Annotated in this window: 13 protein-coding genes; 6 read left to right on the top strand and 7 right to left on the bottom strand. The window is 66.8% G+C overall.

The window, feature by feature from the left end; translation table 11 throughout:
- Positions 1–10 precede the first annotated feature (10 nt).
- Both rnc and lepB read right to left on the bottom strand, forming a co-directional pair.
- Positions 11–733, bottom strand: coding sequence for a ribonuclease III (rnc, locus tag EV283_RS14570; RefSeq protein ID WP_130326548.1), 723 nt, complete (start codon positions 731–733; stop codon positions 11–13).
- Complete coding sequence (lepB, locus tag EV283_RS14565; RefSeq protein ID WP_130326546.1) at positions 670–1479, bottom strand: signal peptidase I; 810 nt, start codon at positions 1477–1479, stop codon at positions 670–672. Before lepB ends, rnc begins: the two co-directional genes overlap by 64 nt.
- A 125-nt stretch (positions 1480–1604) precedes the next feature.
- Here lepB and pgi point away from each other — a divergent pair, with 125 nt between their 5' ends.
- From pgi to EV283_RS14540, 5 genes are all read left to right on the top strand, one after another.
- Positions 1605–3095 (top strand): glucose-6-phosphate isomerase, encoded by a 1491-nt coding sequence (gene pgi / locus EV283_RS14560; RefSeq protein WP_130326544.1) that lies wholly within the window; start codon positions 1605–1607, stop codon positions 3093–3095.
- Between the two features lie 175 nt (positions 3096–3270).
- Entirely contained in the window at positions 3271–3648 is a 378-nt protein-coding gene (locus tag EV283_RS14555; protein WP_130326542.1) for a DUF4174 domain-containing protein, read from the top strand.
- A 107-nt stretch (positions 3649–3755) separates the two neighbouring features.
- Positions 3756–5111 (top strand): glutathione-disulfide reductase, encoded by a 1356-nt coding sequence (gene gorA, locus EV283_RS14550; protein WP_130326540.1) that lies wholly within the window; start codon positions 3756–3758, stop codon positions 5109–5111.
- Between the two features lie 72 nt (positions 5112–5183).
- On the top strand, positions 5184–6380 hold the full coding sequence (locus EV283_RS14545; RefSeq protein ID WP_130326538.1) for a thiolase family protein: 1197 nt from the start codon (positions 5184–5186) through the stop codon (positions 6378–6380).
- Positions 6381–6536: 156 nt separating this feature from the next.
- Complete coding sequence (locus tag EV283_RS14540; RefSeq protein WP_130326536.1) at positions 6537–7313, top strand: SDR family oxidoreductase; 777 nt, start codon at positions 6537–6539, stop codon at positions 7311–7313.
- A 6-nt stretch (positions 7314–7319) separates the two neighbouring features.
- Here EV283_RS14540 and EV283_RS19580 read toward each other — a convergent pair whose 3' ends face one another.
- The 5 genes from EV283_RS19580 to EV283_RS14520 form a co-directional block, all read right to left on the bottom strand.
- Positions 7320–7442, bottom strand: coding sequence for a hypothetical protein (locus EV283_RS19580; RefSeq protein WP_278044227.1), 123 nt, complete (start codon positions 7440–7442; stop codon positions 7320–7322).
- On the bottom strand, positions 7432–8754 hold the full coding sequence (locus tag EV283_RS14535) for a dihydrolipoamide acetyltransferase family protein (RefSeq protein ID WP_130326534.1): 1323 nt from the start codon (positions 8752–8754) through the stop codon (positions 7432–7434). Before EV283_RS14535 ends, EV283_RS19580 begins: the two co-directional genes overlap by 11 nt.
- 103 nt (positions 8755–8857) lie before the next feature.
- Positions 8858–9865 (bottom strand): alpha-ketoacid dehydrogenase subunit beta, encoded by a 1008-nt coding sequence (locus tag EV283_RS14530; RefSeq protein ID WP_107958150.1) that lies wholly within the window; start codon positions 9863–9865, stop codon positions 8858–8860.
- Between the two features lie 59 nt (positions 9866–9924).
- Positions 9925–11214 (bottom strand): thiamine pyrophosphate-dependent enzyme, encoded by a 1290-nt coding sequence (locus tag EV283_RS14525; RefSeq protein ID WP_130326967.1) that lies wholly within the window; start codon positions 11212–11214, stop codon positions 9925–9927.
- 233 nt (positions 11215–11447) lie between these two features.
- Positions 11448–12464 (bottom strand): fumarylacetoacetate hydrolase family protein, encoded by a 1017-nt coding sequence (locus tag EV283_RS14520; protein ID WP_130326532.1) that lies wholly within the window; start codon positions 12462–12464, stop codon positions 11448–11450.
- 150 nt (positions 12465–12614) lie between these two features.
- Here EV283_RS14520 and EV283_RS14515 point away from each other — a divergent pair, with 150 nt between their 5' ends.
- A complete protein-coding gene (locus tag EV283_RS14515; RefSeq protein WP_130326530.1) occupies positions 12615–12869 on the top strand; it encodes a hypothetical protein in 255 nt (84 codons plus the stop codon).
- Positions 12870–13009 lie beyond the last annotated feature (140 nt).

Raw genomic sequence — 13009 nt, 5'->3', positions numbered from 1 at the left:
GAGGGTCGGGTCAGCCGAGCTTTTCCAACAACGCCTTGGCTGCTGCGGTTTCGGCCTCCTGTTTGCTTGATCCCATGGCGGTCGCTTCCGCGAGCTTGCCGATCGAGACGAGGATCGTAAACTTGGGCGCGTGGCCGGGGCCGGAGCGTTCGACGACGGTGTATTCGGGGGGCTTGCGGTTGTGCGCGGCGGCCCATTCCTGGAGCGCGGACTTGGGGTGCTGCGGGGCCTTGGCGCCGGCCTGGACGCGGTCGCCCCAGGCGCCGCGGACGAAGGCGCGTGCGGCGTCGAGGCCGGCCTCCTGATACCAGGCGCCGATCAGCGCCTCCATCACGTCGCCGAGCACGTTGTCGCTGTCGCTGGCGCCGTCGTCGCGCGCCTGTTTGCCGAGTTTGAGGTGCGGGCGGACGCCGAGTTCGCGGGCGACGTCGGCGCAGACGGGGCCGGTGACGAGCGCATTGAGACGCTTCGACAGCGAGCCCTCGGGGTCGGTCGCGAACAGCTCGTACAGCCACTCGGCGATGATCAGGCCGAGGACGCGATCGCCGAGGAATTCGAGTCGTTCGTAGTTCGCCGCAGCCTGGCTGCCGTGCGTCAGTGCGCGCTCATAGGGGGCGAGGTTGGCGGGTGTGCGGCCGAAGAGCGTCTTCAGCCAGCCGGCGAGGTCGCTCAAAAGCCTTCCCCGATGCGGCTCCAGCGCGCGGCGCTGACCCAGGTCCAGGGCTTCAGCCATTCGGCATTGCCGTCGGTCGAGAAGAAGTTGACGACCGCCTTGCCCTCGACATTCTCGAGCGGGACGTAGCCCATGCCGCTCGGCGCGGGGAAGCGGCTGTCGCCGCTGTCGTCGCGGTTGTCGCCCATCACGAAGATGTGGCCGGCGGGGATCGTGTAGAGCCCGGTATCGTCGCGATCGGGGAGTTCGGCCTGGTCGAGAACCTCGTAGCTGCGGCCACCCGGCAGCGTCTCGCGGAAGCGGGGGTAGCGGCAGATCTGGACGCCGTTCGCGACGTCGACGAACGGCGCGCCGCATTTCTCCGCGTCGAAATTGGCGGTGAGCGGGATCGTGAAGTCGGCGATGCGGAGTTTCGGGATCGCCTTGCCGTTGAGATAGACGACGCCCTGGCGCATCTGGACGGTCTCGCCGGGCAGGCCGATGACGCGCTTGATGACGTCGTGATCGAGCACCTCGGGCGCGCGGAAGACGACGACGTCGCCGCGCGTCGGCGTGCTGCCGAGGATGCGGCCCGGGATCAGCGGCACGCCGGCGGGGAGCGACCAGCGCGAATAGCCGTAATTCCATTTCGACACGAAGAGATAGTCGCCGATCAGCAGCCGGGGCAGCATCGATTCGGACGGGATACTGAACGGCGCGAAGATGAAGCTGCGCAGGATCAGCACGACCACCGCGAGCTTCAGCAGGAAGCGGAACGTCTCTGCCGTTTCAGACCGCTTGGGTTTCGTCTTCACGTCATTTGCCATGTCTGCGGGTTTGCGCAGACGGCGCGCGTCGTCAAGCTTGCGCGGGATACCTGTCACCGAAAGAGCGTTGTCGCGGTCTCGCGCTTGCAGCATGACCGGCGCGCACGTCTATTCGGAGAAGTAGCATGACCGCCGACTGGTCCAAGATCGAAGCCCTGCCCGCAACTAAGTTGACCGACCTGTTCGCGCAGGATTCGGAGCGCCTTTCGAAGCTGAGCCTCGACGTCGCGGGTATCCATTTCGACTGGTCGAAGACGCATCTGACCCCGGACATGGTTGCGGCGTTCGAGCAGATGGCCAAGGCGCAGGACCTGTCGGGCAAGCGCCAGGCGCTGTTCTCGGGCGAGGTCGTCAACGTCACCGAGGGTCGCGCGGTCGAGCACACCGCCGAGCGCGGCGAGGGCAAGCCCGAGAGCGTCGCGATCGCGCAGGCGAGCCATTCGCGGATGCGGACGCTGATCGACGCGATCGAGGCGGATGCGCTGGGGCCGGTCCGGCATATCCTGCACGTCGGCATCGGCGGATCGGCGCTGGGGCCGCAGCTGCTGGTCGACTCGCTGGGGCGTGACGACAAGCGCTATGATGTCGGGATCGTCGCCAATGTCGACGGCGTCGCGCTGGAGGACGTGTTCGAACGCTTCGATCCGGCCGCGACGTTGCTGGTGGTCGCGTCGAAGACCTTCACCACGACCGAAACGCTGATGAACGCCGAGGCGGTGCTGCAGTGGATGACCGAGCATAATGTCGAGGATCCGTACGGTCGCGTGATCGCGCTGACTGCGGCGCCCGAAAAGGCGATGGAATGGGGCGTCGACGAGACTCGCATCCTGCCGTTCGCCGAGAGCGTCGGCGGGCGCTATTCGCTGTGGTCGACGATCGGGTTCCCGGCCGCGATCGCGCTCGGCTGGGACCGGTTCGAGGAGCTGCTCGAGGGGGCGGCCGAGATGGATCGCCATTTCCGCCTCGCCGCGCTGCACGAGAATGCGCCCGCGCTCGCGGCGTTCGCCGACCTGTATTACACGCAGATCCGCCATGCCGAGACGCGCGCGACGTTCGCCTATGACGAGCGGTTGCGGCTGCTGCCGAGCTATCTCCAGCAGCTGGAGATGGAGTCGAACGGCAAGTCGGTGACCGCGGACGGCGAGCCGCTGGGGCGGCCGTCGGCGGCGATCACCTGGGGCGGGGTCGGCACCGAGGCGCAGCATGCGGTGTTCCAGCTGCTCCACCAGGGCACGCATCTGGTGCCCGTCGAGTTCGTCGCGTCGATCGAGGCCGGCGACACGCTGCCCGAGGAGCATCACAAGGCGCTGTTGCTCAACGCGTTTGCACAGGGTGCGGCGCTGATGGCGGGCAAGCAGGTCGAGGATGCGGCGCGGAGCTATTCGGGTGACCGGCCATCGTCGACGCTGCTACTCGACGATCTGGATGCGCGCACGCTGGGGGCGCTGATCGCGTTCTACGAGCACCGCGTGTTCGTGAACGGCGTGCTGCTGGGGATCAACTCGTTCGATCAGTTCGGGGTGGAGCTGGGCAAGGAGATGGCGAAGGCCGCGGAGAAGGGCGGACAGACGTTCGATCCTTCGACGGATGACCTGATCACGCGCGCGTTCGGGTAAGCTGGGTCTGGGGGAACGCGCTTCCCCCAACCTCAACCTTGCACCACCCCGGCGAAGGCCGGGGCCCAATTGGGCGAACCGTGGTTTCCCAAACGAACGCCTTGCCAATTGGGCCCCGGCCTTCGCCGGGGTGGTAGGAGAGGGAGCGCGCCCGCACCTTCTGCGTTACGCCTCCATGTCCATCCTCTTAGCCGCAGTGCTCGCCGCCTCTCCCACCCTCGCGCAGATGAAGTGGGACCGGCGGGTGCTGATCGTAGCGGCCCCCTTCCCGCAGGATCCGGCGCTCGCCGAACAGCGCCGCATCCTCGGCAGCTGGACCGCGAAGGGCGACGAGCGCGACCTCACCATCGTCGAGGTCGTCGGCGATCAGGTCCGCGGCGCTGGCGACACCGCTCCCGCGCTGCGCCGCAGATTCCACCTGACCGCCACCTTCACCGCGATCCTCATCGGCAAGGACGGCGGTGAGAAATTGCGCAGCGCCAAGCCCTTCCCCACTGCCGTGCTGGAGCAGACGATCGACGCGATGCCGATGCGCAGGGCGGGTCGGCGATAGAGCCGGCCGATCACCCTGATCGCCGCGCCGGGCTTGTCCGCGCATCCCCCCTGCCCCAGATGGCACCCAAAGCCGCAGCGCGGCGGCGCGACGTACAAGGATAGCCCGTGACCGATACCCAATTCGACTATGACCTCTTCGTCATCGGCGCCGGCTCGGGCGGTACGCGTGCGTCGCGCGTCGCCGCCGCGCATGGTGCGCGCGTCGCGGTCGCCGAGGAATATCGCGTCGGCGGGACCTGCGTCATCCGCGGCTGCGTGCCCAAGAAGCTGCTGATCTACGGCGCACATTTCGCCGAGGATCTGAAGGACGCGAAACGCTTCGGCTGGCAGGTGCCCGACAATTGCGCGTTCAGCTGGCCGACGCTGCGCGACAACGTGATGGAAGAGGTCGACCGGATCAACGGCGCCTACACGACCACGCTCGAGAACAACCATGTCGATATCATCCACCAGCGCGCGGTCGTCTCAGGGCCCAACGAAGTCACGCTCGCCGATGGCAGCAAGAAGACCGCGGCGAAGATCCTGATCGCGGTCGGCGCGCACCCGCTGGTGCCCGAGTTTCCCGGTGCCGAGCACGGCATCACCTCGAACGAAGTGTTCCACCTCGACGACGTGCCGAAGCGCGTGCTGATCGCGGGCGCGGGCTATATCGCCAATGAATTCGCCGGGATCTTCCACCAGTTCGGATCGCATGTGACGTTGGTCAACCGCACCGACGTCATCCTGCGCGGCTATGACGAGTCGATCCGCGACCGGCTGCTCCAGATCTCGATGAGCAAGGGCATCGATTTCCGCTTCAACGCCGCGTTCGAGCGCATCGAGAAGGGCGAGAATGGCTGCCTGACCGTGCACACGCACGGGCATGAGCCGATCGTCGTCGATCTCGTGATGTTCGCGACCGGGCGCCTGCCGAACACCAAGGGGCTCGGACTCGAGAGCGCGGGCGTCGAACTCGACGCGGCGGGCGCGGTCGTGGTCGACGAGGACAACCGGTCGAGCTGCGACAGCATCTTCGCGGTCGGCGACGTCACCAACCGGATCCAGCTGACCCCGGTCGCGATCCGCGAAGGGCAGGCGTTCGCCGACACCTTCTTCGGCAACAAGCCGACTCGCGTCGACTACGCCAACGTGCCCGCTGCGGTGTTCAGCCACCCGCCGATGGCCGGCGTTGGCATGACCGAATCGCAGGCCAAGCAGGCGCTCGGGTCAGTAAAGGTGTACACGTCTGACTTCCGGCCGATGAAGAACGTGCTGGCGGGGCGCAACGAGCGATCGCTCTACAAGATGATCTGCGATGGCGAGACCGACCGGGTGGTCGGCATCCACATGATCGGGCCCGACTGCCCCGAGATCCTGCAATCGGCCGCGGTGGCGGTAAAGGCAGGGCTGACCAAGGCCGATTTCGACGCGACGGTCGCGCTGCATCCGACGATGGCGGAAGAGCTCGTGCTGATGAAGTAACGCCTTCGGGCTTTGCGTCCTGCGCGCAATTCGGTAGATCGGGCGCATACCCGATCCTCGAAAGGTTCCAGCATGCGTGAAGCCGCCATCGTATCGACCGCCCGTACCGCTATCGGCAAAGCCTATCGCGGCGCGTTCAATGCGACCGAAGCCCCGGTGCTGGCGGGGCATGTGATGAACGCGGTCGTCGAGCGCGCCGGGGTGGATCCGGCGCGGATCGACGAGGTGTTCTGGGGCATCGGCAACCAGTGGGGCACGCAAGGCGGTAACGCAGGACGCATGGCGATCTTCGCGGGCGGATTGCCGCAATCCGTGCCGGCGTTCACGCTCGACAGGAAATGCGGATCAGGCCTGACCGCGGTGGCGATGGCGGCGCGGACGATCATCTGCGACGAGGCCGATGTCGCGCTGGCTGGCGGGATGGAGTCGATCAGCTACACCGTCACCAAGGACGCGCCGCGCTACGTCAATGCGAGCGTGATCGCCAAGGAGCCGGCCGCCTATATCCCGATGATCGAGACCGCGGAGATCGTCGCCGAGCGCTATGGCATCAGCCGCGAGGCGCAGGATGCCTATGCCGCGATGAGCCAGCAGCGCGCCGCAGCCGGGCTCGCGAGCGGCGCGTTTGCCGAGGAGATCGTGCCGATCACGGTCGAGAAGGCGCTGTTCGACAAGCAGGGCAATCACGCGGGGATCGAGAGCGTTACGCTGTCGCAGGACGAGGGCATCCGCGCGGGAACGACGCTGGAGGGCCTGCGCGGGCTGAAGACGGTGTGGGCGGGCGGCGAATTTTCGGGCCCCGGCACGAGCGTGACCGCGGGCAATGCCAGCCAGTTGTCGGACGGCGCGTCCGCGCAGTTGCTGATGGATCGCAGGACCGCGGAGGCCGAGGGCAAGGACATCCTCGGTATCTATCGCGGATTCCAGGCGGCGGGATGCAGCCCGGCGGAGATGGGTATCGGGCCGATCTTCGCGATCCCGAAGCTGCTCGAGCGCGCGGGGCTGTCGGTCGGCGATATCGGGCTGTGGGAGCTGAACGAGGCGTTCGCGTCGCAGTGCCTCTATTGCCGCGACCATCTCGGCATCGATCCGGAGAAGTATAACGTCAATGGCGGCGCGATCGCGGTGGGGCACCCGTTCGGGATGACCGGGTCGCGGCTGGTCGGGCATGCGCTGATCGAGGGGCGCAAGCGCGGCGTGCGCTATGTCGTGGTGTCGATGTGCACCGCGGGCGGGATGGGCGCCGCGGGGTTGTTCGAGATCGTTTGAGGTTGGACCGGCGCGGGCGGCCCTCACCCTTCCCACGGCGAAGACGCCGCGGGCCCCTTCCCTCTCCCTGATGGGAGAGGGAGATGCGCGTGCGGGGCATTGCCAACGTCCTGAGCCGGGCGCAGGTTTGCGCATTCTCGATGGGGACGCTGGGCTATGACGACGGCATTGATCACCGGCGCATCGGCGGGGCTCGGCAAAGGCTTTGCGCGCGCGCTGGCCGCCGAGGGGACCACGCTGATCCTCACCGCGCGGCGGGTGGAGCGGCTCGAGTCGCTCGCGACCGAACTGCGCGCGGCGCACGGCGTTACGGTGCATGTCTTTGCCGCCGATCTCGCGGACCCGGACGGCCCGACGACGCTGATCGCGGCGATCGCGGCCGCCGCGCTGCCGGTCGACGTGTTGATCAACAATGCCGGGTTCGGCGCGCGGGGGGATTTCGCGGACCTCGACAGCGCGCTGCAACTGGGGATGATCGATCTCAATTGCCGCGCACTGGTGGCGCTGACGCATGCGGTCCTGCCGCAGATGATCGCGCGCGGGTCCGGCGGGATCCTCAACCTCGCCTCGGTCGCGTCGTTCCAGCCGGGACCGTGGATGGCGGTCTATTATGCGAGCAAGGCGTTCGTGTTGAGCTTTTCCGAGGCGCTGCACGAGGAGGTGAAGGCCAAGGGCGTGCGGGTGGCCGCTTTGTGCCCCGGCCCCACGCGCACCGAGTTCGCCGATATCGCGGGGCTGGGCGACACCGCGCTGTTCGAACGGCTGGCGAGCGACCCGGGCGCGGTGGTGCGCGACGGGCTGGCGGCGCTGGCCGCGAACCGGGCGGTGAAGGTGTCGGGCGCACTGAACTTCGCGATGGCCGAGGGGATACGCTTTACCCCGAGAAGCCTCGCGCGGCGGATCGCGGGCGCGTTGCAGAAGGCGCGCGACTGAGGCGAGTCAGCGGTCGGCGAACTCGGTGACGGCCGGTGCGATCGCGATGCCCTGAAGCATCGCGTCGAACCGGACTTTGATCGTCAGCGCAGCGCAGTGCGTGCGCTTCCCCCGCGTCTCAGTCTGCAAACAGGAGGACGGGGGTTTCGAGGTACTTCTTAAGCCCCTGGACGAAGCTGGCCGCATCCCAGCCGTCGACGACGCGGTGATCGCAGCTGATCGACAGGTTCATCAGCTTGGCGCGTACGATCTCGTCACCCTTGAACACGGGGCGTTCGACGATCTTGTTGGGGCCGATGATCGCGACTTCGGGGCGGTTGATGACCGGGGTCGTCGCGATGCCGCCGAGGGGGCCGAGCGAGGTGACGGTGATCGTGCCGCCGCCCATCTCGCTGGGGGCGAGCTTGCCCGCGCGTGCGGCTTCGGCGAGGCGCGTGATCTCGGTTGCGAGCTGCCAGACGTTGCGGTCCTGTGCGTCGCGGATCACGGGGACGGTGAGCCCCGCGTCGGTCTGCGCGGCCATGCCGAGGTGGATCTGGCCGTGGCGAGTCACCACGCCCGCTTCGTCATCGTAGCGTGCGTTGAGCATCGGGAAGTCGGGGATCGTCTTGCAGATCGCGACGATCATCAGCGGCAGCATCGTCAGCTTGGGGCGGCCGCCGCGGTTGGCGTTGAGGTCGGCGCGCATGGCTTCGAGCGCGGTGACGTCGATCTCGTCGACATAGGTGAAGTGCGGGATGGCGCGCTTCGACGCGGCCATGTTCTCGGCGATGCGGCGACGCATGCCGATGACCTTGATCGGCTGATCTTCGCGGGCGCGGCTGGCGTGCGGGGGGTGATAGCCCTCGCCGGAGCCGTAGCGGAGGTACGCGTCGAGATCGGCGTGGCGGACTCGGTCGGAGTCGGTCTTTACCGAGGCGAGGTCGATGCCGAGATCGCGCGCGCGGGCGCGGACCGCGGGCGATGCGAGCGCCGCTTCTCCCCTCCCGTTTACGGGAGGGGTCGGGGGAGGGGTTGGTGCGTCGACGGCCGGCGTTGCGGGCGTGATCGACGCCCCTCCCCCGACCCCTCCCGCGAGCGGGAGGGGAGATTCTAGTGCGACCTTTTCGACGCCTGGGTTCTCGGCTTCGTATTGCTCGGCGGTTTCGGCCTGCGCCGACGTCAGGGGCGCGGCCACCACCTCGTCCGCCACTTCGACCGCATCCGTCTCGATCACGACCAGCGCAGCGCCGATCGACACCTGGTCGCCAACCTCGCCCGCGAGTTCGACGACGACGCCGGACACCGGCGACTCCATCTCGACGGTGGCCTTGTCGGTCATCATGTCGGCGATCGGCGAATCTTCCTCGACCCGGTCGCCGATCGCGACGTGCCAAGCGACGATCTCGGCCTCGGAGATGCCTTCGCCGATGTCGGGCAGCTTGAAGGTGAAGCGGGCCATTAGAAAATTCCGTTCGTTTCGAGCGAAGTCGAGAAACTTGCGTGATGGGTACCGGAGGCTTCTCGACTGCGCTCGAAGCGAACGGGGGTGGGTGAAGGCACCATTATGCGTCCTTCATGATCTTCTTGAGGGCTTCGCCGATGCGAACCGGCCCTGGGAAATAGGCCCATTCGAGGCTGTGCGGGTACGGCGTGTCGAACCCGGTCACGCGCTCGATCGGCGCCTCGAGATGGTAGAAACAGCGTTCCTGGACGATCGCCGACAGCTCCGCGCCGAACCCGCTGGTGCGCGTCGCCTCGTGGACGATCATGCAGCGGCCGGTCTTCTTCACCGACGCCTCGATCGTCTCGATGTCGAGCGGCACGAGCGTGCGCAGGTCGACGATCTCCGCGTCGATTCCCGCCTCGGCGACGACCGCGGTGCAGACGTGCACCATGGTGCCATAGGCGAGGATCGTGAGTGCCTGCCCCTCGCGGACGATCTTGGCCTTGCCGAGCTCGATCTTGTAGTACCCGGTCGGCACTTCGCCAGCCGGATGCTTCGACCAGTTCTGCGACGGGCGATCCCAATAGCCGTCGAACGGGCCGTTATAGATGCGCTTGGGCTCGAAGAAGAGCGTCGGGTCGTTGTCCTCGATCGCTGCGATCAGCAGACCCTTGGCGTCGTAGGGCGTCGACGGAATGACCGTCTTGATGCCCGACATGTGCGTGAACAGACCCTCGGGGCTCTGGCTGTGCGTCTGCCCGCCGAAGATGCCGCCGCCGAACGGCGAGCGCACCGTGATCGGCGAGGTGAACTCGCCCGCCGAGCGATAGCGCAGCCGCGCGGCTTCGGAGACGAGCTGGTCGAGCGCGGGGTAGATGTAATCGGCGAACTGGATCTCGGGGACCGGACGCAGGCCGTAGGCGCCCATGCCGACCGCGACGCCGATGATCCCGCATTCGGTGATCGGCGTGTCGAACACGCGCGTCTTGCCGTGTTTCGCCTGGAGCCCGGCGGTCGCGCGGAACACGCCGCCGAAATAGCCGACATCCTCGCCCATCACAATCACGTCGGGATCGCGCTCCATCATGATGTCCATGGCGGAGTTGATCGCTTGGATCATGTTCATGCGGGTGGTTTCGCCGCCGGCATCCGGTGCGTCAGAGACGGGTGTTTCGATCATGTCGCTCATGCCTTGCGATCCCAGGGGCGGCCGGACGCGGATTCCTCATCGAGCATCTGCTGACGCTGCTCCTTCAGATGCCAGGGCAGCTCCTCGAACACGCCGTCGAACAGCGATTCGAGCGGCTGGTGCAGGCCGTGGCCGAGGATGCCGTTCTTCTCGGCTTCCTTCTGCGCGGCCTTCACCTGCTCGGCGAGCTCCTTGTCCTGCGCGGCGTGGCGTTCATCGTCCCATTCGCCGATCGCGATCAGGTGATCCTTCAAGCGCTTGATCGGATCGCCGAGCGGCCATGCATTGGGCTCGCCCTCGCTGCGATACTGGCCGGGATCGTCCGAGGTCGAATGGCCTTCCGCGCGGTAGGTGAAATGCTCGATCAGCGTCGGCCCCTGGTTGGTCCGCGCGCGCTCGGCGGCCCATAGCGTCGCGGCGTACACCGCGAGCGCGTCGTTGCCGTCGACGCGAAGCCCGGCAATGCCGTAGCCGACCGCGCGCGCGGCGAACGTCGTCGCCTCGGCGCCGGCGAACCCGGAGAAGCTGGAGATCGCCCACTGGTTGTTGACCACGTTGAAGATCACCGGTGCGCGGTAGACCGCCGCAAAGGTGCAAGCCGAGTGGAAATCGCCCTCCGCGGTCGAGCCTTCGCCGCACCAGGTCGCCGCGATCCGCGTGTCGCCCTTGGCCGCCGACGCCATCGCCCAGCCCACGGCTTGCGGATATTGCGTGGTGAGGTTGCCCGAGATCGAGAAGAACCCGGCTTCCTTGACCGAATACATGATCGGCAACTGCTTGCCGCCGAGCCTATCGGCCGTGTTCGAATAGATCTGGTTCATCATGTCGACGAGGCTCCAGCCCCGCGCGATCAGCAGCCCCTGCTGGCGGTAGGAGGGGAAGCACATGTCCTCGTAATCGAGCGCATAGGCCGCCGCGACCGCGACCGCCTCCTCGCCCAGCGCCTTCATGTAGAAGCTGGTCTTGCCCTGCCGCTGCGCGCGGAACATGCGCTCGTCGAACGCGCGGAGCAGCGCCATGCTGCGCAGCATCCGGCGCAGCACGTCGGGCGAGAGCTTGGGATCCCAGGGGCCGACCGCATTGCCGTCGTCGTCGAGGACGCGGACCAGCGTGTAGGCGAGATCGGTGAAGTCCGACGCCTTGTCCGCGGTGTCGGGGCGGCGTGCCTCGCCCGCGGGCGGCACGTCGACTTCGGCGAAGTCCACCGCGTCGCCGGGGCGGAACTTGGGCTCCGGGATATGCAGCGTGAGCGGCTGCAAATTGGCGCGCGGATGCTCGCTTGCCATCGTCATTCCATCTCCATGAGGCCGCTGTGACCGCGGAACACTCTTACCGAAGCGTGTTATTAAATTTCAATCGCGATTGCGAGGGGATTTTCTGGCACGTGGCTCGCGCGTGGATTTTTTCGGGTGAAGCGAGGCACTTGCATCAATCCCTCTCCGCCGCCTTGGTCTCCCGCGAAGGGGAGAGCCCAGACTGGGTCCCCACCTTCGCGTAGAAATACGGCGTGGCGTTCCGCCTATTCGACGGTCTGTTCGATCACGCCGAAGATCGGATGACGCTTGTCGTCCTCTGCCCAGATGCGGACGACGTCGCCCTTTTTGAGGAATGGCGTGACGGGCTTGCCGCCGATGATCGTCTCGATCGTGCGGACTTCGGCGAGGCAGGAATAACCGACGCCGCCCTCAGCGATCGACTTGCCGGGGCCGCCATCGGGGCCACGGTTGGAGACGGTGCCCGACCCGACGATCGTCCCCGCGCCGAGCTTGCGCGTCTTGGCGGCGTGCGCGACCAGCGTGCCGAAGTCGAACGTCATGTCCTCGCCGGCTTCGGCGCGACCGAGCGGGACACCGTTGAGGTCGACCATCAGCTTGCGGTGCAGCTTGCCACCCTGCCACCAGTCGCCAAGCGAGTCGGGCGTGACGAAGACGGGCGAGAACGCGCTCGCCGGCTTGGACTGGAAGAAGCCGAAGCCCTTGCCGAGTTCGCCGGGAATCAGGTTGCGCAACGAGACGTCGTTGGTGAGGCCGACGAGCAGGATCGCCGCCAGTGCCTCGTCCCGCGACGCGCCCATCGGCACGTCGCCGGTGACGACGACGACCTCGCCCTCCATGTCGCAGCCCCAGGCCTCGTCGCCGAGCGGGATCGGATCGCGCGGCCCCAGGAACCCGTCCGAGCCGCCCTGATACATGAGCGGATCGTACCAGAAGCTGTCGGGCATCTCCGCGGCGCGCGCCTGTCGCACCAGCGCGACGTGGTTCACATACGCCGAGCCGTCGGCCCATTGATAGGCGCGCGGCAATGGCGACTCGGCGTCATGCTCGTGAAAGCGACGCATCGGGATCATCTCATGCTCGAGATCGGTCGACAGATTCTTCAGATCGATCGAGAGTCGATCCCAATCGTCGAGCGCGGCCTGCAGGGTCGGCGCGATGTGACTTGCATCGGCATACCAGGCGAGATCGTTCGAGACGACGACGAGCGTGCCGTCTCGTCCGCGGGTGGCATCGGGGTGCTTCAGGCTGGCCAGTTTCATGCGGCGGATCCTCTCGTGTTTGCCCGCACCCTACGCCCGGGGCGCGGTTCAAGTCGAGCATGGAGCGCTGATCAAACCTGATTTTGGTAAGAGCGGAGCGGCGGCCGGCCTGTTAGGAATAGGCTTGCGTAACGGTTGAGGAAGTCGAGCATGCCCAGATACTTCTTCGACATCGACAACCATAAACACGCGCCCGACGAAGACGGCACGGATCTGCCCGACGACGAAAATGCGCGCGTCCAAGCGGTCATATTCGCGGGTGATTACCTGAGCGACCATCCGGAGATCGTACGCCATGGCGCGTGCTTCCGCGTCGCGGTGCGCGACGACCAGGGAAGCGTACTGCTGGCGGTCGACGTGACGATAACCGAGCCCGGCGCGGATACCGGTTTACCGCCAGTCTGAACGTGCCGACCATGCGCTTGAGGACACGAGCGGCGCATCGGCCCGCTCGCGTTCCGGCGTAATATAATAACATGGGTTTTGTTGACCTGCCCAATCCTGGGATAAGGTGCGCTTTCCCCCGACGCGCTATCCCAGTGAGG

Source organism: Sphingomonas sp. BK036, from assembly GCF_004216825.1.
In the GTDB taxonomy this organism is placed as follows: domain Bacteria; phylum Pseudomonadota; class Alphaproteobacteria; order Sphingomonadales; family Sphingomonadaceae; genus Sphingomonas.
Note: the sequence above shows the minus strand (reverse complement) of the source record. Positions and strands in the feature narration are given on the sequence as shown.

What these genes read in the sequence shown, in the direction of transcription:
- pgi (WP_130326544.1), top strand. Translation starts at nt 1,605, where the DNA reads ATGACCGCCGACTGGTCCAAGATCGAAGCCCTGCCCGCAACTAAGTTG.
- EV283_RS14520 (WP_130326532.1), bottom strand. Translation starts at nt 12,464, where the DNA reads ATGAAACTGGCCAGCCTGAAGCACCCCGATGCCACCCGCGGACGAGAC.
- EV283_RS14525 (WP_130326967.1), bottom strand. Translation starts at nt 11,214, where the DNA reads ATGGCAAGCGAGCATCCGCGCGCCAATTTGCAGCCGCTCACGCTGCAT.
- lepB (WP_130326546.1), bottom strand. Translation starts at nt 1,479, where the DNA reads ATGGCAAATGACGTGAAGACGAAACCCAAGCGGTCTGAAACGGCAGAG.
- EV283_RS14545 (WP_130326538.1), top strand. Translation starts at nt 5,184, where the DNA reads ATGCGTGAAGCCGCCATCGTATCGACCGCCCGTACCGCTATCGGCAAA.
- rnc (WP_130326548.1), bottom strand. Translation starts at nt 733, where the DNA reads ATGGCTGAAGCCCTGGACCTGGGTCAGCGCCGCGCGCTGGAGCCGCAT.
- EV283_RS14535 (WP_130326534.1), bottom strand. Translation starts at nt 8,754, where the DNA reads ATGGCCCGCTTCACCTTCAAGCTGCCCGACATCGGCGAAGGCATCTCC.
- EV283_RS14540 (WP_130326536.1), top strand. Translation starts at nt 6,537, where the DNA reads ATGACGACGGCATTGATCACCGGCGCATCGGCGGGGCTCGGCAAAGGC.
- EV283_RS14530 (WP_107958150.1), bottom strand. Translation starts at nt 9,865, where the DNA reads ATGAACATGATCCAAGCGATCAACTCCGCCATGGACATCATGATGGAG.
- EV283_RS14515 (WP_130326530.1), top strand. Translation starts at nt 12,615, where the DNA reads ATGCCCAGATACTTCTTCGACATCGACAACCATAAACACGCGCCCGAC.
- EV283_RS14555 (WP_130326542.1), top strand. Translation starts at nt 3,271, where the DNA reads ATGTCCATCCTCTTAGCCGCAGTGCTCGCCGCCTCTCCCACCCTCGCG.